Annotated in this window: 13 protein-coding genes and 1 riboswitch; of the genes, 4 read left to right on the forward strand and 9 right to left on the reverse strand. The window is 73.1% G+C overall.

The features are described 5' to 3' along the window. Positions 1-15 precede the first annotated feature (15 nt). Together ABGB17_RS01065 and ABGB17_RS01070 are read left to right on the forward strand one after the other, a co-directional pair. Positions 16-6,441 (forward strand): amino acid adenylation domain-containing protein, encoded by a 6,426-nt coding sequence (locus ABGB17_RS01065; RefSeq protein WP_347625759.1) that lies wholly within the window; start codon positions 16-18, stop codon positions 6,439-6,441. Further along, a complete protein-coding gene (locus ABGB17_RS01070; protein ID WP_347625760.1) occupies positions 6,438-12,032 on the forward strand; it encodes an amino acid adenylation domain-containing protein in 5,595 nt (1,864 codons plus the stop codon). Before ABGB17_RS01065 ends, ABGB17_RS01070 begins: the two co-directional genes overlap by 4 nt. Positions 12,033-12,045: 13 nt before the next feature. Here the strand turns inward: ABGB17_RS01070 and ABGB17_RS01075 are convergent, their stop codons facing one another. The 7 genes from ABGB17_RS01075 to ABGB17_RS01105 form a co-directional block, all read right to left on the reverse strand. Next, positions 12,046-13,374: a GH1 family beta-glucosidase gene (locus ABGB17_RS01075; RefSeq protein WP_347625761.1), complete on the reverse strand. Its 1,329-nt coding sequence runs from the start codon at positions 13,372-13,374 to the stop codon at positions 12,046-12,048. A gap of 72 nt (positions 13,375-13,446) precedes the next feature. Beyond that, positions 13,447-14,466, reverse strand: a complete 1,020-nt coding sequence (locus tag ABGB17_RS01080; RefSeq protein ID WP_347625762.1) for a LacI family DNA-binding transcriptional regulator — start codon at positions 14,464-14,466, stop codon at positions 13,447-13,449. A gap of 30 nt (positions 14,467-14,496) precedes the next feature. Beyond that, positions 14,497-15,933 carry a GH1 family beta-glucosidase gene (locus ABGB17_RS01085; protein WP_347625763.1) on the reverse strand — a complete coding sequence of 479 codons (1,437 nt, stop codon included), beginning with the start codon at positions 15,931-15,933 and terminating at the stop codon, positions 14,497-14,499. Next, entirely contained in the window at positions 15,930-16,811 is an 882-nt protein-coding gene (locus ABGB17_RS01090; RefSeq protein ID WP_347625764.1) for a carbohydrate ABC transporter permease, read from the reverse strand. The genes ABGB17_RS01085 and ABGB17_RS01090 overlap by 4 nt, the downstream gene beginning before the upstream one ends. After that, a complete protein-coding gene (locus ABGB17_RS01095; protein ID WP_347625765.1) occupies positions 16,808-17,785 on the reverse strand; it encodes a sugar ABC transporter permease in 978 nt (325 codons plus the stop codon). The genes ABGB17_RS01090 and ABGB17_RS01095 overlap by 4 nt, the downstream gene beginning before the upstream one ends. Before the next feature lie 371 nt (positions 17,786-18,156). Beyond that, positions 18,157-19,497: an extracellular solute-binding protein gene (locus tag ABGB17_RS01100; protein ID WP_347625766.1), complete on the reverse strand. Its 1,341-nt coding sequence runs from the start codon at positions 19,495-19,497 to the stop codon at positions 18,157-18,159. Between the two features lie 429 nt (positions 19,498-19,926). After that, entirely contained in the window at positions 19,927-20,580 is a 654-nt protein-coding gene (locus ABGB17_RS01105) for a CHAP domain-containing protein (RefSeq protein WP_347625767.1), read from the reverse strand. Between the two features lie 32 nt (positions 20,581-20,612). Next, positions 20,613-20,761: riboswitch (cyclic di-AMP (ydaO/yuaA leader) on the reverse strand. Positions 20,762-21,061: 300 nt separating this feature from the next. Between ABGB17_RS01105 and ABGB17_RS01110 the strand changes: the two genes are divergently transcribed. After that, complete coding sequence (locus tag ABGB17_RS01110) at positions 21,062-22,072, forward strand: hypothetical protein (RefSeq protein ID WP_347625768.1); 1,011 nt, start codon at positions 21,062-21,064, stop codon at positions 22,070-22,072. Further along, positions 22,069-23,289, forward strand: coding sequence for a DUF6716 putative glycosyltransferase (locus ABGB17_RS01115; protein WP_347625769.1), 1,221 nt, complete (start codon positions 22,069-22,071; stop codon positions 23,287-23,289). The genes ABGB17_RS01110 and ABGB17_RS01115 overlap by 4 nt, the downstream gene beginning before the upstream one ends. Positions 23,290-23,367: 78 nt before the next feature. Here ABGB17_RS01115 and ABGB17_RS01120 read toward each other — a convergent pair whose 3' ends face one another. Both ABGB17_RS01120 and ABGB17_RS01125 read right to left on the reverse strand, forming a co-directional pair. Beyond that, positions 23,368-24,642: a polysialyltransferase family glycosyltransferase gene (locus tag ABGB17_RS01120; protein ID WP_347625770.1), complete on the reverse strand. Its 1,275-nt coding sequence runs from the start codon at positions 24,640-24,642 to the stop codon at positions 23,368-23,370. Further along, entirely contained in the window at positions 24,639-25,598 is a 960-nt protein-coding gene (locus ABGB17_RS01125) for a glycosyltransferase family 2 protein (protein WP_347625771.1), read from the reverse strand. Before ABGB17_RS01125 ends, ABGB17_RS01120 begins: the two co-directional genes overlap by 4 nt. Positions 25,599-25,640 lie beyond the last annotated feature (42 nt).

A 25,640-nucleotide genomic window follows, 5' to 3' on the forward strand; every position in this document is an offset into this window, starting at 1 on the left:
AGAGGTATTGACGTAATGCGCGAACTGATCCCGCTTTCGTATGGCCAGGAACGTCTATGGTTCCTGGACCAGCTACAACCCGGTGATCCCTCGCATCACTTGTTCAGTACTTTACGGTTGAGCGGCTCGCTGGACGCGGATGTCTTGGAAAGATCCCTTGGCGAGGTGGTGGCACGGCACGCCCCGCTGCGGGCCCGTTTCGCCGCGCGCGACGGCCGTCCCGAGCAGATCGCCGAGCCGCCGGGCTCGTTCGCCCTCGAGCGCGCCGACCTCACCCCCGACGAGGTGCCCGCGTTCCTCGCCGAGCGCACCAACCGCCCGTTCGACCTCGCGGCCGGGCCGCCGCTGCGCGCCGCCCTCGCCCGCCTCGGCCCCGGCGACCACGTGCTGTGCCTGGTGGTCCACCACATCGCCTGCGACGGCTGGTCGCTGAAGCTGCTGCTGGACGAGACGGCGCGCCTCTACACCGCCTTCGCCGACGGCAAGCCGTCCCCGCTGCCGCCGCTGCCCGCGGCCTTCGCCGACTTCGCCCGCGCCCAGCGCGAGCGCCCCGCCGGCCAGCAGGAGGCGCTCGCGTACTGGAAGGAGCGGCTCGCCGGGGCGCGCCCCCTGGAGCTGCCCACCGACCGCCCCCGCCCCCCGATGGCCACCACCGCCGGCGAGGCGATCGTCGTGCCGCTGCCGGACGGCCTGATGGACGGCGTGCGCCGCCTCGCCGCCGCCGAGCGCTGCACCGTGTTCATGGTGCTGACCGCCGCCTACCAGGCCCTGCTGTCCCGCTACAGCGGCCAGGACGACGTGTGCGTGGGCTCGGCCGTCGCGGGCCGGGACCGGCTGGAGTACGAGCCGCTCATCGGCTACTTCTCCGGCACGCTGGTCCTGCGGGGCGACCTGTCCGGCGACCCGGAGTTCCGCGAGCTGGTCGCGCGCACCCGCGCCGCCGCCCTGGACGCCTACCGGCACCAGGACGTGCCGTTCGGGCTGGTCGCCGAGCTCGGCGTGGAGCGCGACCTGAGCCGCGCACCGCTGTTCCAGACGATGCTGGTGCTGCACGACATGGGCGAGTCCCGCCTCACGCTGCCCGGCGTGCGGGCCGAGGTGCTGGACGCGGGCTACGCCCAGGTGCACCACGACCTGGTGCTCGACGTGTTCGGCGAGGACGGCGACCGGCGCCTGGTGCTCACCTACAACACCGATCTGTTCGACCGCGAGACCGCGGAGGGCTACGCGTCGGCGTACCTCTCCCTGCTCGCCCGCGCCGTCGCCGAGCCCGGCGCCCACCTGTCCCGCCTGCTCGCCGTGGACGCGGCCGAGCGCGAACACCTGCTGCGCCAGGGCGGCCACCCGCCGGTGCCCCCGGCGTCCCTGCCCACGGTCGTCGAGATGTTCGCCCGCCGCGCCGCCGCCACGCCGACGGCGGTCGCGCTGAGCGCCCCGCGGGACGAGCACCGCGAGTCCCCCGGCTCCTCGTCCGGTACCCCGGCTGCGCACGGGACACCGGCACCGGCCGGGGAGCCGGGCCCGGCGCCCTCGGGGTCCTGGTGGACCGGCGAGGCGCTGTCGCTGACGTACGCCGAGGTGGCCGCGGCCGCCGACGGGGTGGCGCGGGAGCTGGTGCGCGCCGGCGCCGGGCGGGGCACCGTGGTCGCGGTCTTCGCCGAACGGTCCGCCGCCGCCGTCGCCGCCTTCCTCGGCACGATGCGCGCGGGCGCCGCGTACCTGCCGCTCGACCCGGGCTACCCGCCGGACCGGATCGCGACGGTCCTCGCCGACTCCGGCGCCGCCGTCGTGCTCGCCCGGCCGGAGCTCGCCCACCTGCTGCCCGCGCACGACGCCACGGTGATCGCCCTGGACCCGCGGGCCGACCACGGCGACCCGCACGGCGACGTCCTCGCCCCCCTCCCGGCGGACCTGCCGGACGGCCCGGGACCGGACGACCCGGCGTACGTGCTCTACACCTCGGGTTCCACCGGCCGCCCGAAGGGCGTCGTGGTGCCGCACCGCGCGCTCACCGGCTTCCTGCTCGCCATGCGCGACCTGCTCGGCGCCGGTCCCGGCGACGTGTGGCTCGCGGTCACCTCGACGTCCTTCGACATCTCCGGCCTGGAGATGTACCTGCCGCTGATCACCGGCGCCCGCGCCGTGGTGGCCGCACCCGGCGTCGCCAGGGACGGCGCCGCGCTGGCCCGCCTCGTCGCCGGCGCCGGCGTGACCCACGTGCAGCTCACCCCGTCCGGCTGGCGTGTGCTGCTCGCCGCCGGGTTCACCGGCCCGCACCTGAAGGCGCTGGTCGGCGGCGAGGCGCTGCCGCTGCCGCTGGCCGCCGAGCTGCGCGCCAAGGTCGGGCGGCTGTGGAACATGTACGGCCCCACCGAGACCACCATCTGGTCCACCGCGTGGGAGGTGCCGGAGAACCCCGCCGCGGTGTCCATCGGCGAGCCGATCGCGGGCACCAGCGTGCACGTGGTGGACCAGGATCTCGAACTCGTCCCGCCCGGCGTCCCCGGCGAGCTCGTCATCGGCGGTGCCGGCGTCGCCGACGGCTACCTGGGCCGCCCCGCCCTGACCGCCGAGCGGTTCGCCCCCGACCCGTTCGGCGGGCCCGGCGCCCGGGTGTACCGGACCGGCGACACGGTGCGCCGCCGCGCGGGCGGCGCGCTGGAGTTCCTCGGCCGCTCCGACGGCCAGGTCAAGCTGCGCGGCCACCGCATCGAGCTCGGCGAGATCGAAGCGGCCCTCGAGTCCCAGCCCGGCGTGCGGCAGGCCGCCGTCGTGGTGCGCGACCAGACGCTCGTCGCCTACGTCGCGGGTGAGCCCGACCGTGACGCGCTGGCCGCCCGGCTGCCGTCGTTCATGGTGCCCGCGGTGTTCGTCCGCATGGACACGCTGCCGCTCACCCCGAACGGCAAGCTGGACCGGCGCGCCCTGCCCGAACCCGAACCCGCGGAGGCCGGCGGCAGGCCGCCGGGCACGCCGGCCGAGCGGCTGATCGCCGCCGTGTTCGCCGAGGTCCTCGGCATCCAGGCGGTCGGCGCCGACGACGACTTCTTCGCCCTCGGCGGCCACTCCCTGCTCGCCACCAAGGTCGTCGCCCGCCTCGCCGACGCGCTCGGCGTGCGGGTGCCGGTGCGCGAGCTGTTCGCCGGCCCCACCGTGGCCGAACTCGCCGCCGCGGCCGCCCGCGCCGAGCGGAGCGCCGCGCCGTACGAGCCGAGGCCCGCGGGCGCCCCCGCCCCGCTGTCGGCGGCCCAGGAACGCTTGTGGTTCCTGCACCGCTTCGACCCCGGCGACGCCTCCTGGAACGTCTACCTGGTCCGCCGCGTCCACGGCCCCCTCGACTCGCACCTGCTCGACGGCGCGCTCACGTTGCTGGCCGCGCGGCACGAGAGCCTGCGCACCCGCTACCCCCACGACGACGGCCGCCCCCTCGCCGTGGTGGAGCCGCCGTCCGCCGCGCGGTTCGAACGCGTCGACGCCGGCGGTGAGGAGCACGCACGCGAACTGGTCGCCGCGCGGGTCGACACGCCCTTCGACCTCACCGCCGCGCCGCCGCTGCGCGCCACGCTGATCAGGATCTCGCCCACCGACCACGTGTTGTGCCTGGTCACCCACCACATCGCTGCCGACGGCTGGTCGCTGAACGTGCTGTACGACGACCTGTCCCGGCTGTACGGCGCGGGCCGCCGCCGCGTGGACGGCGACCCGCTGCCGCCGCCGCTGCAACCCGGCGACATCGCCCACCGTGAGCTGCTGCGCGCCGGCACCGACCGCCACGAGGCGGCGCTGGCGTACTGGAAGGAGAAACTGGGCGGGCTCCCCGCCCTGGACCTGCCGGTGGACCGGCCCCGCGCGGACGTCCCGGTGCGGCCGGCCGGCCACCACCGCGTCACGCTGCCGGACGACCTCGCCGCCGCGCTCGAGCGCACCGGCAGGGACCACGGCGCCACCCTGTTCATGGTGCTGCTCGCCGCCTACCACGTGCTGCTGGCCCGCCACAGCGGCCGGCGGGACTTCGCCATCGGGTCCCCGACGGCCGCCCGCGACCGGGTGGAGCTGGAGAAGGTCGTCGGCTACCTCACCGACACCCTGGTCCTGCGCGCCGACCTCACCGGCGACCCGGCGTTCGCCGCGTTCCTCGGCGCGGTCCGCGAGACCGTGCTGGACGCGCACACCCACCGCGTCATCCCGTTCGAACGGCTGCCCGGCCTGCTGGAGGCGGGCAGGGACACCGGCAGGACACCGCTGTTCCAGACCATGTTCATCCTGCACAGCGAGGAGAGCGGCACCGCCGAGCCGTTCGACGGCCTGCGCTGCGAGCCGTTCGACGCGCGCGGCGGCCACGTCAAGCTGGACCTGTCGCTGGACGCCTGGCGCCACGCCGGGGGCCTCACGCTGGAGTTCTCCTACGACGCCGGGCTGTTCGAGCCCGCCACCGTGGCGAACATCGCGGCACGCTTCGAGGTGCTGCTCCGCGCGGTCGCCGCCGGCCCCGGCACCCCGGTCTCCGCCCTCCCGATGCGCACCCCGGAGGACGACGCGGCCCTCGCCCGGCCGCCCGTCACCGCGTTGTCCCCGCAGGACGTCACGCCCGGCGCCGCGCCGCCCACCGAGGACGAGGTGTGGCCGGACGCGCGCACGGTGCCCGCGATGATCGCCGAGACGGTCCGCCGCGCGCCGGGGGCGGTCGCCGTGCAGTGCGGCGCCGAACGGCTGACCTACGCCCGGCTGGACGCGCGGGCCCGGCGCCTGGCCGAGCTGCTGCGCGGCCACGGCACCGTCGGGCTCTGCGTGGGGCGCTCGCCGTCCTCGGTGGTCGCGCTGCTCGCCGCCTGGCACGCCGGCGCCGCGTACCTGCCGCTCGACCCCGAGCACCCCGCCGAGCGGCTGTCCGCGCTGGTCCGCGACGCGGGCCTGACCCTGGTCGTCACCGACGCGGGCACCCGCCACCTGACTTTTCCCACGGCCACCGTCGACGTCAACGCGGCGGAGCACGCCGACGCCGGCGGGCCGCACAGGACACCCCCGGGCGTTGCCGGGCCGCACGCGCCCGCGGGGGCCGCCGGGCCGGAGGAACAGGACGCCGCGTACGTCCTGTACACCTCCGGCTCGACCGGCGTCCCGAAGGGGGTGGTCGTCGAGCACGGCAACCTCGCGGCCCGGGTGCGGTGGATGCGCTCCGCCTACGGGCTCGGCCCCGGCGACAAGGTGGTGCAGTTCGCCTCGCTCGGCTTCGACACCCACGCCGAGGAGATCTACCCGGCCCTCACCGCGGGCGCCACCGTGGTGACGCTGCCGGACGGCGGCGCCGCGCTGCCCGACGTGCTCGCCGCCACGCCGGACGTCACGGTGCTCGACCTGCCCACCGCGTACTGGCACCGCATGGTGGACCTGATCGACGACATCCGCTGGCCGGCCGCGCTGCGCCTGGTCGTCCTGGGCGGCGAGCAGGTCCACGCGGCGGCCGTGGCCCGCTGGCGTGCGCGGTTCGGCGGCCGGGTGCGGCTCGTCAACACCTACGGCCCCACCGAGACCACCGTCATCGCGACCGCCGCCGAGCTCGCCGACGACCCCGGGCCCCGCCCGCCCATCGGCCGTCCCATCGCCGAGACCACCGTGCACGTCATGGACGAGCACGGCGTGCCCGTGCCTCCCGGCGTGCCCGGCGAGCTGTACGTCGGCGGCGCCGGCGTGGCCCGCGGCTACCTCGGCCGCCCCGGGCTGACCGCCGAGCGGTTCCTCACCGACCCCGGCGGCCCCCCGGGTGCCCGCCTCTACCGCACCGGGGACCGGGTGCGGCAGCGGCCGGACGGGCGGCTGGAGTTCCTCGGCCGCCTCGACGACCAGATCAAGGTGCGCGGCCACCGCGTCGAGCCCGCCGAGGTGGAGGCCCGGCTGGCGGCCTGCCCCGGCGCGGGCGAGGTGGCCGTCACCGTGCGGGACGACACGCTGATCGCGTACGTGACCGGCACCGCGCCGGTCGAGGAGCTGCGCGCGTACACCGCCGCGGCGCTGCCGCCGTTCATGGTGCCGGGTGTCTGGGCGCGCCTCGACGCGCTGCCCCTCACCCCGAACGGCAAGGTGGACCGCGCCGCGCTGCCGCGGGCCGAGGTGGAGCGGGACGAGCCGCCGGTGCCGCCGCGCACCGACGCCGAGCACCTGGTCGCCGAGATCTGGGGCGAGGTGCTGGGGCTGCCCGAGGTGGGGGCGTTCGACGACTTCTTCGCGCTCGGCGGCCACTCGCTGCTCGCGGTCCAGGTGACCGCGCGGCTGCGCGCCGGGGTCGGGGTGGACGTGCCGATCCGCGCGGTGTTCGCGCACCGCACGGTGGCGGCGCTGGCCGCCGTCGTGGAGGAACTGCTGCTGGAGGAACTGGCCGGCATGTCCGACGAGGAGGCCATGCGGCTGCTCGGCGACGGCGCCGTCGCCGAGGAGGCCACGTGACCACCGGCCTGTCGCCGGCCAAGCAGGCGCTCCTGGCCCAGCGGCTGCGCCGCCGCGCGCCGGCCGTCACCGTCACGCCCCGCCCGCCCGGCACGCCCCCGCCGCTGTCGCACGCCCAGGAACGGTTCTGGTTCCTGGAGCAGTACCTGCCGGGCACCGCCGCGTACGTCGTGCCGTTCGCTGTGCGCATCCAGGGTCCGCTGGACACCGGATGCCTGCGCTCGGCCGTGCTGGACGTCACCGCCCGCCACGAGGCCCTGCGCACCCGCTTCGTCACCACCCCCGACGGCCGCCCCGAGGCGGTCGTGGACGCCGAGCCCCGCACCCCGCTGCGCGTCGTCGACCTCACCGCGGACACGCCAGAGGAGGACCGGCCCGCCGCCGCGCGGGCGCTGGTGGAGGAGGAGATCGCCCGGCCGTTCGACCTGGAGGCCGGTCCGCTCATGCGGGCCCTGCTGGTGCGCGCCGGCGCCGAGGACCACGTGCTGCTGCTCGCCATGCACCACGCGGTCACCGACGGCCGCACCTGCGACATCCTGATCGGCGAGATCCTCGCGCTGCACGACGCCCACCGCTCCGGCACGCCCGCCGCGCTCGACCCGCCCGCGCCGGTGCGGTACGGCGACTACGCCGCCTGGCAGCGGAGCCGCGCCGGCACCCCCGAGTACCGCCGCGACGTCGAGTACTGGACCGCGCAGCTCGCCGGCGTGCCCGCCCTGGACCTGCCCACCGACCTGCCCCGCCCCCCGGTGCACGGCTTCGACGGCGCCACCTGCGGCTTCCCCCTCGACCGGGAGCTCGCCGCCGGGGTCACCCGGCTGAGCACCGCGGAGGGCGCCACGCCGTACATGACGCTGCTGGCCGTGCTGCAGGTGCTGCTCGGCCGGTACGCGGGCGCGGAGGACTTCGCGGTGGGCTCGCCGGTCAGCGGCCGGTCGCTGCCGGAGCTGGAGACCGCCGCCGGGGTGTTCGTCAACACGCTCCCGCTGCGCGCCGACCTGTCCGGCGACCCGGTGTTCACCGAGCTGCTGGCCCGCTGCAGGGAGACGGCGCTGGACGCCTACGCCCACCAGGAGCTGCCGTTCGACCAGATGGTGAACGAGCTCGCCGTGGAGCGCGACGTCAGCAGGTCGCCGGTGTTCCAGGTGATGTTCGCGCTGCAGAACTACCGCAAGGACGCCGGGGTGCCGCGCCACGAGGGCCTCACCGTCACCGGCTTCCCGTTCGCGTCCGCGGTCACCCGGTTCGACCTCGCGCTGTACGTCCACGAGACCGCGGACGGCGGCCTGTGGGGCGACCTCACCTACAGCACCGCGCTGTTCCGCCCGGACACCGCGCGGCGCCTCACCGAGCACTTCGAGAGCCTGCTGCGCGCCGTCGTCGCCGATCCCGGCCTGCCGATCTCGCGGTACGCGCTGCCGCCCGGGGACGCGCCGGAGTTCTCCGCCTCACCCGACCCCGAGCCCCCGGCGTACGAGCTGCTGCACGACGTCATCACCGCGCGGGCGGCCCTGGCGCCCGGTGCCGCGGCCGTCGTGCACGGCGCCGTCACGCTCACCTACGCCGAGCTGGACGCGCGGTCCAACCGGCTGGCCCACCACCTGGCCGGGCTCGGCGCGGGCCCCGGCGAGCGGGTCGCGGTGTTCCTCGAACAGTCCGCGGACCTCGCCGTCGCGGTGGCGGGCGTGCTGAAGACCGGCGCCGCCTACGTGCCGCTCGACCACGAGCACCCCGCCGAGCGCCTCGCGCACGCCCTGGAGGACGCCGGGGCGCGCCTCGCCGTCACCACCGCCGCTCTCGCCGGCGACCTGCCCCTGGCCGGCGGCGCCCGCGCCGTCCTGCTGAACGACGGCCTGCTCGACGGCCCCGACCCCGGTCCCCTGGACAGCGGCGCCACCGGGCGGGACGTGGCGTACGTCATCTACACCTCCGGCACCACCGGCCGCCCCAAGGGTGTCGCCGTGCAGCACCGCGAGATCCTGCGCTACCTCTCCGGTGTCCGCGAACGCTTCGAGGCCGCCATGCGCCAGGCCGGCGCGCCGGGCCGCGTGCCCCATGAGGGCGCCTCGGGATCCGGCGGAGACGGCGCGGGGTTCATGCCGGGGGACGGGTTCGCGTTGCTGCAGTCCCCGGCGTTCGACTTCGGGGTGACGGTGTTCTACCTGTCGCTGCTGACCGGCGGCACGCTGCACCTCATCCCGTCCCGCACCGCCGCCCCGGACCTCGCGGCCTACTTCGCCGCGCACCGGATCGACCATCTGAAGATCACCCCGTCCCACCTGGCCGCCCTGCTCGCCGAGTCCACCCCGGACGCGCTGCTGCCGCGCCGCCTGCTGGTCCTCGGCGGGGAGGCCTCCCCGTGGGCCTGGGCCCGCGACCTCGCCGCGCGCGGCCGGTGCGCCGTGGTCAACCACTACGGCCCCACCGAGGCCACCGTCGGCGTCACCACCTTCCACGTGGACCCCGCCGTGCCCGCGGCCGGGCCCGTGCTCCCGATCGGCCGTCCCATGCCGGGCGCCAGGGTGTACGTGCTGGACGGGTGGTTGCGGCCGGTGCCGCCGGGCGTGCCCGGCGAGATCCACCTCGGCGGGGAACGGCTGGCCCGCGGCTACCTCGGCCGCCCGGGGACCACCGCCGAGCGTTTCGTGCCCGACCCCTACGGCGAGCCCGGGGCGCGCATGTACCGCACCGGCGACCTCGGCCTGTGGACCGCCGGCGGCGAGCTGCGCTTCCTCGGCCGCCGCGACCTGCAGGTCAAGGTGCGCGGCCACCGGGTCGAGCTCGGCGAGATCGACCACACGCTGCAGGACCACCCGGCCGTCGCCCAGGCCGTCACCGACCTGCGCGAGCGCGGCCTGGTCGCCTACCTGGTGCCCGCGGGGGACGGCCAGGACGCCCGCCCCGGCCCCGGGGAGCTGCGGCCGTGGCTGCGCGAGCGGCTGCCGGACTACATGGTGCCGGTCCGGTACGTGTGGCTGGACGAGATCCCGCTGAAGTCGCACGGCAAGGTGGACCGCGCCGCGCTGCCCGAGCCCGACGACGCCGCGGCGGGAGAGGCCGCCGAGTACGCGGCGCCCGAGGGCCCGCTGGAGGAGTCCGTCGCCGCCGTCTGGGCCGCGGTGCTCGGTGTCGAGCGGGTCGGCGCGCTCGACGACTTCTTCGACCTCGGCGGCCACTCGCTGCTCGCCATGCAGGTGATCGCCCGGCTGCGCGGCCTGGACGCCCGCCCCGTCACGATCATGGACCTGTTCGCGCACCCCACGGTCCGCGCGCTCGCCCGCCTGATGACCAGCGCCGACGACGGCCCCCGCAAGCTGCTGCACCGCCTCACCCCGGCCCGTCCCGTCACCGCCACGCTGGTGTGCGCGCCCTACGGCGGCGGCAGCGCGGTCATCTACAAGCACCTCGCCGACGCGCTGCCGCAGGACTGGGCGCTGTACTCGATCGCGGTGCCCGGGCACGAGCTCGGGGAGGAGGCCCGCCCCATCGAGGAGGTCGCGGCCGGCTGCGCCGCCGAGATCCTCGACGGCGTCGAGGGCCCGCTCGTGGTGTACGGCCACTGCGGCCTCGGCGTGATGCTGGTCACCGAGATGGTGCGCCGCCTGGAGGCCGAGGGCCGCGAGGTGGACGCCGTGTACCTCGGCGGCATCTTCCCCTTCGCCCGCCCGCGCGGGTTCAGCAGGCGCCTGTCGGACCTGACGGAGCACCTGCGCAGCGACCAGGTCATGGCGAACGCCCTCACCGCCGCCGGGATGGACCTGGACGAGGTGGACCCCGAGCAGGTGCGGCTCATCATCCGCAACCGCCGCAAGGGCACCAAGGAGGCGGAGGCGTACTTCGGGCGGCTGTTCGAGGAGGGCGCCCCGCCGCTGCGCACCCCCGTGATCTCGGTCGTGGGCGAGCGCGACCCGGCGACCGAGTTCTACCAGGAGCGTTTCCGCGAGTGGCACTGCGTCACCCGCTCGGCGTCCCTGGTGGTGCTGGACGAGGCCGGCCACTTCTTCCTGAAGTACCGCGCCGAGGAGCTCGCGACGATCCTCACCGGCGTCCACCCCGCCGTCGCGAGCGGCGACGTCGAGCCGTACCTGCGCCGCGAGGACTCCACCTGGTGGCTGCACGGCACCTCCACGCTCGACCCCGCCGCGGCCCCTGAGAGCTGGCAGGAGGCCGCGGATCCCGCAGGGACGCCCCCGGCTCCGGTGAACCCGGCCGGAGCCGCGGCGTGGACCACGGGGCCGCGGCCGAGCATGCGGCGGTTCGCGGTGGTGGCGGCCGGTCAGCTCGTGTCGATCACCGGGTCGGCGCTCACCGAGTTCGCCATCCCCATCTGGATCTACCTGACCACCGGGTCGCTGGCCGACTTCGCGTTGTTCGCCGTGCTCGGCCTGGTGCCCGGCATGCTGGTGTCCCCGCTGGCCGGGGCGATCGTCGACCGCGCCGACCGCCGCCTGGTCATGCTCGCAGGCGACGTCGGCGCGGGCGGCACCCAGCTCGCGCTCGGCGTGCTGCTGTGGACCGGGAACCTGGAGATCTGGCACATATATCCGCTGCTCGTCGGCCTGTCCGTCGCGCTGACCTTCCAGCGCCTCGCGTACGGCTCGGCGATACCGCAGCTCGTGCCGAAGCGCTACCTCGGCCACGCCAACGGCGTGGTGCAGATGGTCACCGGCACCGCGCAGCTCATCGTGCCGCTCGTCGCGGCCGGCCTGATGGCCACCATCGGCCTGTCCGGCATCCTCGTCATCGACGTGGCGAGCTACGCGGTGGCGATCCTCAGCGTCGCGCTCACCCGGTTCCCCGCGTCCATGGCGTGGAAGCGGCGCGAGTCGGTGCTCGCCGAGATGGTCCAGGGTTTCCGCTACTCCTGGGGCAACCGCTCGTTCCGCGCCATGCTCGGCTTCTTCGCGGTGCTCAACATCTTCCTGTCGCCGCTGTTCCTGCTGATCTCGCCGCTGGTGCTGGCCACCGGCACGCTGGCCGACGTCGGGCGGGTCGCGTTCGCGGGCGGCCTCGGCGCGTTCACGGGCGGCCTGGTGATGACCGTGTGGGGCGGCCCCCGGCGCCGCCGCCTGCGCGGCGTGCTGCTGTCGACCCTGGCGCTCGCGCTGTTCTGCCTGGTCACCGGGCTGCGGTCCGACCTGCTGGTCATCGGGATCGGCGCGTTCGGCATGTCGATGTGGCTGGCCCTGCTGAACGGCGTCTACGCCACCATCATCCAGGTGAAGGTGCCGCAGCGGTTCCACGGCCGGGTCATCGCGCTCAACACGCTGGTGGCGTGGTCCACACTGCCGCTCGGCTTCGGCCTGGTGGCGCCGTACGGCACGGCGCTGTTCGAGCCGCTGCTGGCGCACGGCGGGCCGCTGGCCTCCACCGCGGGCACGCTCGTCGGCACGGGGCCCGGCCGCGGCATCGGCTTTATGTACATCTGTTTCGCGCTCGCCATGGCGGTGACCGCCCTGGTGGCGATGCGGGTCAAGGTGCTGGCCCGCTTCGACGACGTGGTGCCCGACGCCCTTCCTGACGACCTGGTCGGCGTCGAGGCGCTGCGGGCCCGCTCCTCCGCCCGCCGGTCCGGGCCGGCGGACGGGTGAGCGGGCCGCCCGATCAGCGGAGCTCGCCGGTCGCGATCACGTCGCGGTACCACAGGGCGCTGTTCTTCGGGGTGCGCCGCTGGGTCTCGTAGTCGACGTGCACGATGCCGAACCGCGGCTCGTACCCCTCGGCCCACTCGAAGTTGTCCAGGAAGGACCACACGCAGTAGCCCTCCACCGGCACGCCCTCGGCGAGGGCGTCGGCGACCGCGTCCAGGTGGTCGCGCAGGAACGCGATCCGGCCCTGGTCGTCGACGTGCCCGTCCGGCCCGACCTCGTCCGGCGCGCACATGCCGTTCTCGGTGACCACGATCGGCACGGCCGGGTACTCGTCCTTCAGCCGCACCAGCAGGTCGTACAGGCCGCGCGGGTAGATCTCCAGCCACTCGAGCTGGGCCGTCGGGTACTTGAGCACCCGCTCGCCGCTGCGGTCCAGGAACTGGGAGTTGTAGTACTGCACGCCGAGCACGTCCACCGGCTCGCTGATCACGGCCAGGTCGCCGTCGCGGATGTGGTCGGGCATCGGGCTGCGCTCGGCGATCCACTCCAGCGTGTCGGCGGGGTAGGCGCCCTTGAAGATCGGGTCGAGGTAGACGCGGTTCTCCAGCCCGTCCCGGTGCCGCACCACCGCCGCGAGCGCGGGGTCGTCGTCGGTGTCGTCGGCGGCGTAGGTGGGGTGCAGGTTGAGCGCGGGGCCGACGCGGCGGCCGGGGTGGCGCTCGTGCAGCACCCGGGAGGCCAGGCCGTGCGCGAGCAGCAGGTGGTGCAGCGCCACGAAGGCGCGGCTGTCGTCCTGGAACCCGGGGGCGTGGATGCCCCAGCGGTAGCCGCAGTCGACGACGGTCTTCGGCTCGTTGACGGTGAGCCAGTCGCGGATGTCCAGCGCGCCGTACATGATCTCGGCGTACTCGGCGAACCGCTCGGCGGTGTCCCGGTTCTCCCAGCCCCCGGCTTCCTGGAGGGCCTGGGGGAGGTCCCAGTGGAACAGCGTGGCCATCGGCGTGATGCCGCGCTCACGCAGGCCGTCCACCAGGCGGCGGTAGAAGTCGAGGCCGCGCTGCTCGGGCCGGCCCCTGCCGGTGGGCTGGATCCGGGGCCAGGCGACGGAGAACCGGTAGCCGCGCAGGCCGAGCGCGGCCATCAGGTCGAGGTCCTCGGTGTACCGGTGGTAGTGGTCGGCGGCCACGGCTCCGGTGGCGCCGTCCTTGACGTTGCCGGGCACCGAACAGAAGGTGTCCCAGACGGACAGCCCCCGCCCGTCCTCGCCGACGGCGCCCTCGATCTGGTACGCGGACGTCGCGGCGCTCCAGGTGAAGCCGCCGGGGAAGCGTGGGTCAGGCACGGTGGTTCCTCCTCGCGCGAAAGTGCCCCGGCGGCCCGGCCGGCGGGCGGCCGGGGCCGTCGAGACGCACCGTCAGGCCGAGCCGCGCTCGACCAGATGGGTGTCCAGGATGACGACCGGCTGCTCCAGCCGCTCGCCGTTGATCCGGGCGACCAGCAACTGGGCCATCTGGCGGCCCATGTCCTCCGACGGCTGGTGGACGCTGGTGAGCGGGGGCATGCAGTGCGCGGAGATCGGTGAATCGTCGAAGCCGATCACCGCCACGTCGTCGGGGATGGACTTGCCGCGGTCCTTGAGCACCCGCATGGCGCCGATGGCCATCGGGTCCGAGGCGGTGAACACCGCGTCCAGCGTCGGGTGCTCGTCGAGCAGCCGTTTCATCGCCTCGACCCCGCTGCTCTCGGAGAAGTCGCCGAACGCGACGAGCTCGGGCATGCCCGTGGCGAGCAGCGCGTCGCGGTAGCCGGCCAGACGGTCGACACCCACGCCCATGTCCTGCGGGCCGGCGATGGTGGCGATCTGCCGCCGCCCCTTGCCGAGGAGGTACTTGACCGCCTGACGGGCGCCGGCCCGGTTGTCCATGTCGACGAAGCTGTAGGGGGTGAACCCCACGGGCCGGCCGCCGAGGACGGTGGGCACGCCCATCTCCTCCAGCCGCCCCGGCAGCGGGTCGCCGCCGTGCAGCGAGATCAGCAGCACGCCGTCGACGTGCTGGCCGGTGAGGTAGAGCTCCAGCCGTTCGTGCTCGTCCCTGGACTGCGCCATGGTGAGGATGAGCTGGAGCCCTGTCTCCGACAACGTCGAGCCGATGCCGCGGATGATGCCCGCGAAGAACGGCTCGTCGAAGATCCGCTGCTCGGATTCGGACACGACCAGCGCGACGGTGTCCGTGCGCCTGGTGACCAGGGTGCGCGCCGCCCGGTTCGGCACGTAGCCGAGCTCGTCGATCGCCTGTTGCACCGCCTCGCGGGCCTTCTCGCTCACCTTGGGTGAGCCGTTGATGACGCGCGAGACGGTGCCCCGGCCGACCCCGGCACGGGCGGCGACCGCCTCCAGAGTCGGTCGCGCCTCCGAGCGGCGGTCCCCGTTCATGAAAGGTGCCCCCTCCTGTTCACCTAGGCCCTATTCTGCCGGAGCGCGAAGGCCGCCTCGGCGGATGGTGTCGGCGTACCACGTCGCGCTGGCCTTGGGGGTTCTCCGCTGGGTGGGGTAATCGACGTAGACGAGCCCGAACCGCTTGCCGTACCCCCACGCCCACTCGAAGTTGTCCATCAACGACCAAGCGAAGTATCCCTTGAGAGGGATTCCCGCCTCAATGGCGGTGTGGCACGTTCGCAGGTGCGCCTCGATGTAGGACAGGCGCTCCAGGTCGTTCACCTGTCCGTCCTCCTCGACGACGTCCTCGAAGGCCGCGCCGTTCTCGGAGATGACCAGCGGGATCGGCGGGTAGTCGCGGGCGAGGCGCTGCAGCACCTCCAGCAGGCCGATGTCGTCGATCTCCCAGCCCATCGAGGTGACGGGGCGCCCGCCGTTGACGAACGACACGTCCTCGCTGCCCGGCCACGGCGACCCGGCGCCGGTGGGCGCGGCGGCGGCGGACGCGGCCCCGCCCGGCTTGCCCGAGACGGTGAACCGGCTGTAGTAGTTGACCATCAGCGTGTCGAACGGCGTGGAGATGGTCTTCATGTCGCCGTCCTGGATGAAGTCGATCTCGGCGACCTTGCTCAGGTCCTCCAGGACGTCCTCGGGGTAGGAGCCCTTGAGGAGCGCGTCCAGGAAGAACCTGTTCTGCAGGCCGTCGATGCGCCGGGCGGCGTCCAGGTCGGCCGGGGTGTCCTCGGCCGGCGTGATGGCGTACAGGTTGACCGAGCCGCCGATCTGCGCGCCAGCCCCCTGGGCGCGCAGAGCCTGCACGGCGAGGCCGTGTGCCAGGTTGAGGTGGTGCGCGGCGCGGATGGCCGACTGCGGGTCGCGGCGCCCGGGGGCGTGCTCGCCGGAGGCGTAGCCGAGGAACGCCGAGCACCACGGCTCGTTCACGGTGCTCCAGTTGCGCACCCGGTCCCCGAGAGCTTGGTGGACGCAGGCCGCGAAGTCGGCGAAGCGCTTCGACGTGTCGCGTACCGGCCACCCGCCGAGGTCCTCGAGTGCCTGCGGCAGGTCCCAGTGGTACAGGGTGAGCCAGGGGGAAATGCCGTGGTCGAGCAGCTCGTCGACCAGGCGGCGGTAGAAGTCGAGCCCGGCCTGGTTCACCTCGCCGGCGCCGTACGGCATGATGCGCGGCCAGGAGACCGAGAACCGGTACGCGGTCAGGCCGAGGTCGGCCATGACCTTGACGTCTTCCCGGTACCGGTTGTAGTGGTCGATGGCGACGCTGGCGTCGTCGCCGTTGAGCACGCGGCCGGGTTGCCGTACGAACGTGTCCCAGATGGAGGTGCCGCGCCCGTCCGTGCCGGTCGATCCTTCGATCTGGTACGCCGAGGTGGCGGCGCCCCAGACGAAATCGGCCGGGAAGACAAGGGCGGGGGCGTCGATCTGGGGTTGAGTCTGCTGCGTGGTCACGCTTTGACCGCACCTTCCATGAGTCCGCCGACGATCTGCCGGCCGAACGCGATGAATACGACGATGAGGGGGAGGACCGAGAGGGCCGTTCCGGTGAAGATCAGGACGTAGTCCGTGGTGTGCGCCGCGGTGAGGAAACTGATGGACACCTGGACGGTGGGGTTGTCCGGGGTCAGCACGATCAGCGGCCACATGAACTCGTTCCAGTTCAACATGAACGTCTGCAGCGCCAGCACGGCCATGCCGGGCCGTACGGCGGGCAGGATGACGTTCCACCAGATGCGCATGGTGGACGCGCCGTCGACACGGGCCGCCTCGACCAGCTCCTCCGGCACGGCCTGGTCGGTGTACTGCGTCATCATGAACACGCCGAACCCGTTGAGCAGGTAGGGCAGGATGACGGCCTTCAGCGTGCCGACCCAGCCGAGGTCCACCATGAGCTGGTAGAGCGGGACGATGCCCATCTGCTGGAGCGGCACCATCATGGTGATCAGGATGGAGCCGAGCAGCAGGTTGCGCCCGCGGAAGTGCAGCCGGGCGAAGGCGAAGCCCGCGAACGTCGAGATGATCACGACGGAGACGGTCACCGTGCTGGTGACGATCAGCGAGTTCACCAGGCCCTGCAGGAAGTGCGCGTCCTCGGTGGCGAGCACGCGCGCGATGTTCTCGCCCAGGTTCCCGCCGGGCAGCAGGATGGGCGGCACGGTCACCGCGTCGGCGTTGGTGCGCGACGCGATGATGATCATCCAGTAGATCGGGAAGATCGACAGGATGACCGTGATACCCAGGGCGATCTTGGTGAGCGGCGTGGCGCGGAAGGGGTCGCGCTTGCCGTCGCCCCGGCTCGGGGCGGTCCTGCCCTGCGCGATGGCGGTCACTTGGTGCCTCCGATCCTGCGGACGAACGCGTAGTTGATCGCCACGCCGATCAGGATCAGCACGAACAGCAGCCACGCGGCCGCCGCCGCGTACCCGTAGTCGAAGTCTCGGAAGCCCTCTTTGACGATGTACATGGCGATTGTCTGGAATTGGCCGGTACTACCACCTTCCATTCGGTTGCTGCCGAACATGACCGGTTCGGCGAACAAGGTGAGCCCGCCGATGGTGGAGATGAAGACCGTGAAGATGATCGTCGGACGGATCATCGGGAGCGTGATGCTCCAGAACTGCCGGCGCGGGGACGCCCCGTCGATGGACGCCGCCTCGTACAGGTCCCGCGGGATGGTCTGCATGCCGGCCAGGTAGATGATCGCGTTGTAGCCGGTCCAGCGCCAGTCGACCATGGTGGCGATGGCGATCCAGGAGGACCACTTGGCGTTCTGCCAGTTGATGTTCTCGACGCCGAAGAAGCCGAGGATCCAGTTGATCATGCCGAAGTCGCGGCCGAAGAGCTGGGTGAACACGATGGCCACCGCGACCACCGAGGTGACCAGGGGGATCAGCACACCGAGGCGGAAGAACAGGCGCCCGCGCAGCCGCTTGTTCAGCGCGTTGGCCAGCATCAGGGCGAGGATCAGCTGCGGCACCGTGGCGAGGACGAAGATGCCGACGGTGTTGATCACCGCGTTCCAGAAGGCCGAGTCGGTCAGCAGGCTGGTGTAGTTGGCGAGGCCGGTGAACTCGGCGTCACCGCCGGCCAGCTCGTAGTCGTGCAGCGACACCCACAACGTGAAGACGAGCGGGAACAGCCCGAAGATCGCGAAGAGGATGAAGTACGGCGAGATCAGAAAGTACGGGGTGGCCTTGATATCGACGTTCGACCAGAAGCGGCGCGACGGCTTTTGGTGGTGCCGGCCCGGCCGGGGCCGTACCGGCGCCGGATCCGCCCGCTGCGGGGAGAGATTGACGCTCATCGGATTTCCGGGGTGGCTCCTGGCTCACGGCCAGGGCAGCGCGGCCCCTTTCTCCTTCGCTCGTGGGTGACAGTCAGTTGTCCGTCCACCACGGCGCCGCGTCCGGTGGCGGCGTCGCGGGGCCGGGTGCGCGCACGCTCGGCCGCTGCGGAAGGCCGTCTCGCCGGACGCGGCGCGGAGCCGCGCACGACCAGCCCCTGCACAGGGAGGTCTTCGGAGGTCGTCCGTGCGGAAAAGGTCAACGAAGTCGTCCTTTCGGCGGTCGGCGCGAAGGGCGGCAGCGCATGTCCCCGCTGCCGCCGCTCGCTCGACGGAAGGTCACCGGCCCACTGGAGGGTCGCCACTGCGGGCCGGTGACGTCGGTGGGTTGATCAGCCCGCCGCCTTCTGTCCCGCCTCGACGAACTTCTGCCAGGCCTGGTCGTAGGGCACCGCGCCCTGGTCCATGCCGATGACGACCTGCTCGACGGCCGCCTTCACCTGGGCGTGCTTCTCACCGAGGAAGGTCGGCTGGAGGCTCTTGATGGACGGGCCGAAGATCTCGCCGATCGGCGCGTTGTTGAAGTACTCGTTCTTGGCGCTCTGCAGCTCGGGGTTGTCCTGCGCCGGGATGGTGCTCGGAAGGTTGCCGCCCTCCTTGAACGCCATCAGCTGGGCCTCGGGGCTGGTCAGGTAGCTGGCCAGCTCGGCGGCCTCCTTCGGGTGCTTGGACTGCTTGGGCACGGCCAGCCAGGAGCCGCCCCAGTTGCCGCCGCCGCCGGGCACGGTCGCGACGTCCCACTTGCCCTTGAACTCGTCGCCGGCGGTGCCGGACACCACGCCGAGCATCCAGCCCGGGCAGCCGAGGGTGGCGAACTGCGACTTGACGAACCCGGTGTTCCACGGGTCGGTGAAGTTCTGCAGCTTGGCGGTGAGACCCGCCTTGCTGATCTGCTGGGTGAAGTCGAAGGCGGTCTTCACCGCGGGGTTCTTGTCGGCGATCAGCTGCTGGTTCTTGTCGAAGTAGGTGACGTTGCCGTTCTTGGCGGCCTCCTGCGACAGCACCACGTTGTAGATGGTGTTGACGCTGTCGACGAACTTCGCGTCCTTGACCTTGCCCTGGAACTGCTGGCCGACCTTGATGAAGTCGTCCCACGTCTTCCACAGCCCGGACACCTCGGCCCGGTCGGTGGGCAGGCCCGCCTTCTTGAACAGGTCGGTGCGGTAGCAGATGCTCATGCCGCCGACGTCGGTGCCGAGGGCGAACAGCTTGCCGTCGGAGTTGATGCCGTTCTCCCACTTCCACGCGGGGAAGTCGGCCTGGCGGCTCTGGAGCCCGTACTGGGCGAGGTCGGTGAAGAACTGGGGGCGCGCCTTGGCGAGGCCCATGCCGCCCTCGTCGATGCCGACGACGTCACCGGCACCCGTGCCGGACTGCAGCCACTGCAGCATCTGCGGCCAGTAGACGTTCTCGAAGCTGTCGGTCAGGTTGTTGTACTTGACCTGGACGTTCGGGTGGTCGGCGTTCCACTTCTCCACGGCGGCCTTGTAACCGAAGTTGGTGCCGCCGCCGAAGGTCTGCAGAGTAAGGGTGATCTTCTCCGGTGCCGCGGACGAGGCACCGCCGCCTTCGCCGCCTCCGCCGCCGGACGAGCATGCGGCGCTGGTGACGAGCGCGGCGGTCATCACCGATGCGACCGCGAGCATCCTGCCGCGGCGCATTGTGTTCATCATTCCGGACCCCTCTCAAGGTGGTTGCCCGATCATTGGGAGATGCATCGAGGGCCGGCCCCGACAGTCGGGCCCCGCGATGTGCTGGATCCCTCAAGTCGTGAACCGCGGGGCATGGTCCCGCGGGCGAGATTTGGGAGCGCTCCCACGAAGAGTCCCCGATGGGCAACGCTGGCGTCAATATGCCGAAACCTAACTGTTACTCCTGGGGTTCCCAGAAGCGCGGAATGCGATGATAAGCGGCAAAAAGGCCATTGCCGGTATTGGGAGCGCTCCCATCGCTACCGGACAGTCTTCCGCGGAAGAAGACATGGAGATGCCGCCGTACGGCCGGTTGCGGGCTGATTCGGCCGTACGGCGGCGGGGAGGGCGGGCGTCCCATGGGAGTGGGTGAGCCGGGACGCCCGCCCGGCTACGGCGGGGGGACCGCCGTCAGGCCGCGTACGCGGGGTAGCCGTAGCCGGCCACCTGGTAGGTCGGGCGGGTGCGGACCTCGACCTTGCCGTTGCCCGTGTTGCCCTCGACGGTCTCGATGGTGCCGTCGCCGTTGTCCTTGACGACGAAGCCGACGTGGTCGATGCCCTCGATGCCGCCGCCGTTCCAGTCGAAGAACACCACGGCGCCGGGCTTCGGCACGCTGCCGAAGCGGCCCTTGGACTCGAACCACTTGGCGTGCTGCACGGTGTAGGCGTCCTGGCCCATCGTGTCCTGGAGGCCGAGCTGCTCGCCGACCCAGGAGACGAACATGTCGCACCACGGGGCGTTGGCGTAGTCGGCGATCCTGCCGGTGTCCCTGGCGATGGTCTGGAGCGCGCGCGGGCTGCTCATGTACCAGGCCTGGAACTTGGTGCCGCCACCGAGGCTGTTCTCGGAGATGCCGACCTGGCTCCTGGCGAGGTCGAGCACCTGCGCGGCGGTGACCCGGGCCGCGGAGCGCGGCTCCCCGTGCGCCTCTGCCGAGGCGACCTTCGCGACGGCGTCGCCGGGAGCGGCGTCCGCGTGGGCGAGAGCGGTACCGGTCACCACCTGGGCAAGGACCAGCCCGCCGAGGGCCAGTCCGATCGCGCGATGTCGTGGGGCATCCATGAGTCGCTGCGTGAACGATGACAAAGGGAGACTCCTTCTTCCAAAGGCGCCTACCGGGTTAGCTGACGGGTTCGGGCCTGGAAGACGCCCTACAGCGCGTCCGTGGGAACGACGCGCCGATTCACCCCGAAAGAAGTGGGTCCCCGGCTCCGCGAGAAAGCGGACTCGGCGTCCGGAACGTGTCGGCGGGAGAGGGATCTCCGCGGCGGACCGGCCTCGCTCCGGCGATCTCCACCCAGGCGGAACTCCCTCGGCGGGACGTTCCTCCAGGTGGAGTCCCCCCACAGTAATACATCGGACAAAGAGCCGCAAACAGGACAAACCACTCATGCCGTTCCGGCCCGGAGTCGGCAAATCTTGGGTCCGTGCTCACCCCCGGACCGCATGACCTTCGCCTGTTGTCCGCCGTTCACCGCACGTTACCCGTCACGTAGCGTCGTGGCACTAGATTGCCTGCGTCGTGAACGTCTCATTACCCGGCGTGGAGAGGATCGGTCGAAGCCGCGTGCGGGAGCAGGGGTCGGCCGTCGCCTGGGTGGAGTCGCCTCTCCAGTTGCTCTGCGCGGTCGAGGCGCGGCACGCCGGACTGGTGGGGCCCGAATTCCAGGTGGTGGCCAGGGCGAAGCTGCCGGGCCTGCGGGTGACCCGCAGGGAGCTGGCCGCCCTCGCCCTGCCCGAAGGCCTGCGGCTGTCCACCGCCGACGACCACATGCCCCGTCCGGGCCGCCGTGAGTCGTGGGTGCTCGGGGACGCCTTCTCCGGCCGCATGCAGCTCACCTCGCTCGGCGCCGCGCCGCGCCGCCTGGTGGTGGTCGACGACGGCCTCGCCACCATCCGGCTGCTGGAGCTGCTCACCGCCCGGCCCGGCACGCCGCTGCTGCGCGCCCGGGCCAGCGCCACCTGGACGCGCCGCGCCCTCGGCGCCGCCGCCTCGCTGCGGCTGCGCGCCGCCGCCCGGTCCGGCCGGCTGACGATCTTCACCGCCCTGCCCGTCCCGGACGGCCTCGCCGCGTCCGTACGGGGGATCGGGATCGACCTGGTCACCCACGACTTCGCGTGGCTGCGCTCCCAGCCCGCCGTCGCGCACCCCCGGCCGCCCGAGAGCACCGTCGTGCTCGGCACCTCGCTGGTGCGCAACGGCCTGATCCACCGGGATCGTTATCTTTCCTGGCTCTTCGCACTGGAAGGTCCGGTAGCCTACTACCCGCACCGCCGGGAGGATCCCGGGGACCTGGCCGCGGTACGTGACCACCCGGGAGTCACCGTGTACGACGGCGGGGCGCCGGTCGAGATGACGCTGCGCGATCTGCGTCCCGGCCAGCGTGTGCTCAGTCTTCCCTCCACCGCGGTGACCTCGCTGCGCGTGCTGCTGTCGGCGCGCGGCGTGCGGGTGGAGACCGTCGACGTCCCGGACGACTGGTGGACGCCATCGGCCACCGACTCGCTCCGGTCGCACCTCCAGATGTTCGCGCACGAAAGGGCTGCTCCTTGACCCGGGTTCTCGCCGTCGCCGACTCCGACAGCTATCTGAAGTGGGCGGCGGGCCTGCTCGACCAACTCCCGGCGGAATGGACGCGGACGCTCGCCGTCGTGCGCACGCCGATCACCCCGTCCCCCGCGCAGATCGCGGCCGCGGTCAGCGGCACCCGCCTCGGCGCGGGTGAGCCGCCGGCCGTGACCTCCGCGCGCGGCCTGCGCCGCCTCGCCGAGCGCACCAGGCCCGACGTGGTGCTGGTGGCCTGCACGGGGCCGGTGGTGGACGTGCTGGTCAGCGGCGTGTTCGGCGGCATGAGCCCGCGGCCGGTGTTCGTGTCGGGCCTGCCCGGCATCTCGATCCCCGCCACCGAGAAGGCATGGCTGTACCGCGGCGGGTGCGACGTGTTCGTCGTGCACAGCGGCAAGGAGGTCGCCGAGTTCGGCCGCATCGGCAAGGAGCTCGGCGCGGCCGGCACCGTCGCCCTCGCCCGGCTGCCCTACCTCGACCACGTCGTCACTCGCCCGGCGTCGACCGGGACCGGCGACCGGGTGGTGTTCGCGACCCAGGCGAAGGTGCCGCGGCGTCGCGAGGAGCGCGAGGGCATCCTGGTCGCCCTCGCCGCGCTGGCCGCCCGCCGTCCCGACCTGGACGTCGTGGTGAAGCTGCGGGCGCTGGAGACCGAGCGGCAGACCCACAACGAGCGGCACCACTACGAGCGGCTGTGGCGCGACCTCGTCGCGGCGGGCGTCGTGCCCCCCGGCGCGGTGCGGTTCGCCGCGGGCGCGATGCACGAGCACCTGGCCGCGGCGGCGGGTTTCGTCACGGTCAGCTCCACCGCGGCGCTGGAGGCGATCGCCGCCGAGGTGCCGCTGCTGGTGCTGTCGGACTTCGGGGTCAGCGCCGAGATGATCAACCTGGTGTTCGAGGACAGCGGCTGCCTCGGCACCCTTGAGGACCTGACCTCCGCGGGCTTCCGGCGGCCCACCCCCGCCTGGTGCGACGCCAACTACTTCCACGACTCCGCGGTCAGCGACTGGGTGCCCCGGGTGGCCGCCCTGGTGGAGGAGGCCAGGGCCGGGCGCCTCGCCCCGGTGCGCCCCCTGCTGGACGGCCCCGCCCACGCCGCCGCCCGCCGCCGCGCCCGCCTGCGCGTGGAGCTCCCGCCGAACGTCCTGCGCGCCGGCTACCGCGCCAGCCGCCGCGTCCGCCGCTACCTGAAGGCGATCTCCTGACGAAAGCCCCGCACGCACGCGGCGGTGGTCACATTCCGTGACCACCGCCGCGTGCTGTTTCGAGAGGGTCCCGCGGGCTCAGCGGGTGAGGGCGCGGCGCAGGCGGCTGAGGGCGCCGCCGCGGCCGGGGCGTCGGGGCGGGGAGTCGATGAGGCCGAGCGCGCCGAGGCGGCGGTTCTTGAAGTAGCGGGCCTGCGGGCCGTGGGCGGCGAGGTAGCGCACCGCGGCCTCGCGCAGCTCCGGGTACTGCTCGCTCTGCATGCAGTACCCGACCGCCTCCACCAGGCCGGGCAGGTCGGCGGCCGGTGGGTCGGTGATCGAGCCGTCGCGGGCCAGCCGGGGCAGGGTGGCGTCGATGATCGTGGCCGGGATCCGGTTGCTGTTCTCGTACGGCGAGAGCCGTTCGAGCACGGTCTCGCAGCCCATGGTGGCGACCGGCGCGCCGAACAGCCGGTGCGAGGTGACGAGGGCGGTGGAGAAGCACCCCACGACCAGCCGGGGGCGCAGCGCCTTGACGCACACCTCGGCGGGCACGGTCTCCGGCGCGACCCGTAGTTCCACCCCGAGCGCGGCCGCCGCCGACCGCATGCGCCGGGCGTGCCGCCGCCCGGCCGCCGGGTGGGGCTTGAACAGCACGGTCCTGTGCCCGCGCGCCACGACCGCCTCCAGCATGGCCGCGTGCGTCGCGGCCTCCTCGTCGTCGGTGAGGATGCCGAGCGCCGCGAGGTACTGCCCGAGGATCACCACCTCGCCCTCCAGGCCCTCGGGCGCGTTGATCGCCCCGATGACCTCGGCGAACGCGGCGTCCGGCACGGCCTGCGGCGCCACCCTGGCCTCACGCAGCAGCAGCGGCGCGAGGCCGGGCACCAGGTCCAGGTGCAGCAGCCGGGTGATGCGCCCGGCGATCTCCGTCGGCAGCGGGTCGCGGGTCGGGCCGTAGCTCATCAGCCCGTCGGAGTACACCGTGATCGGGCAGTCGCGGATCAGCGCCGCCAGCGTGCGTGACGGCGGCACCGCGATCGACTCCACCACCAGCTCGGACGGCCCGTCGCCGAGACCGAGGTCACCGCGCAGCAGCCGCCCGAGCATCGGCAGCTCGGCCTGGCGGGCCTTCCAGTCCGACGGGTGCAGCGGCGCCACGATCTCGTTCCACGACCGCACGTCGTCGAACCGGGACCGGATCGCCGCGAAGCCCTCGGTCTCGTCCACCCCGGGGGTGATCTCCGGGATGGCGGCGTTGTTCGACACCAGCAGCAGCCTGCGCCCGGCGCGCGGCCCGAACCGCCCGTCGTCGATGGCGGCGGCCAGGGTCATCGCGCCGAACAGCGTCGAGCTGTAGAAGACCTGGGTCACGGCAGGCGCACCTCGGCATAAGCGTCGTGGGGGAGGAGCGGGCGCAACAGCTCGGCCCGCTCTTGTTCCAGCCCGCTGCCCGCCACCAGCGCGGGAGGCAGGCTTGCCAGCACCTCCGAGGCCCGCGCGGTGAAGCGCCGCAGCAGCTCGGGGGAGTACCGGTCGGACAGCTCCAGGTGGTGGGCCAGCAGCGCGCAGAAGCTGCGCACCGCCTTCGGCATCAGGTCGTCCTCGTCGCGGACCTGCGCGAACACCAGCTCGAAGGCGTCGAAGAAGTGGAGCTGGCGGGCGTCGCCGATCTGGGTGAGGGAGTTCGGCACGAGCCGCCGGTAGAACACCCCGGCCAGCGACACCGCCGCGAAGGACCGCGCCTCGCGGTGCAGCCGCCAGATCCACGGCCGGTCCTCGGCGGTGTGCAGGTGGCCGGGGAACGTCAGCAGGTCGCCGAGCGAGCGCCGGTAGATCCCCGCCCACGCGTAGGGGTAGTCGACCATGGTCTTGGTGTTCAGCGGCAGGATGCCGTCCCGCGGCGGGAGCACCACCCCACGCCGGTGCTCCGGCGCGCGGTTCAGGGTGCGCTTGCGCCCCTCCACCTGCACGTGGTCCACCCGCACGAAGTCGCACCCGAGCCCGTCGATGGCCTCGACCAGCTTGGACAGGTACCCCGGCGCCACCCAGTCGTCGCCGTCCAGGAACGTGACGTACCGCCCGGACGCCAGGGACAGCCCGAGGTTGCGCGCGTCGGCCAGCCCGGCCGCCACCGTGTTGCGCAACACGGTGAGGCCGGGCAGCTCGCCGCGGAAGTCCTCGACGACCTCGGGTGTCTCGTCCGCCGAGCCGTCGTCGACCACGATGAACTCGAAGTCGGCGCGCGCGTTGCGCACCAGCGAGGTGAGGGCGTCGGCGATGTACGGCTCGACGTCACGCACCGGCACCACCACGGAAAGGGTGATCACCGGCGGCCTCCGCGAAGGGTCACTGGTCTCCTCGGCACCCGG

The organism is Sphaerisporangium sp. B11E5 (genome assembly GCF_039871875.1).
Classification (GTDB): Bacteria; Actinomycetota; Actinomycetes; order Streptosporangiales; family Streptosporangiaceae; genus Sphaerisporangium.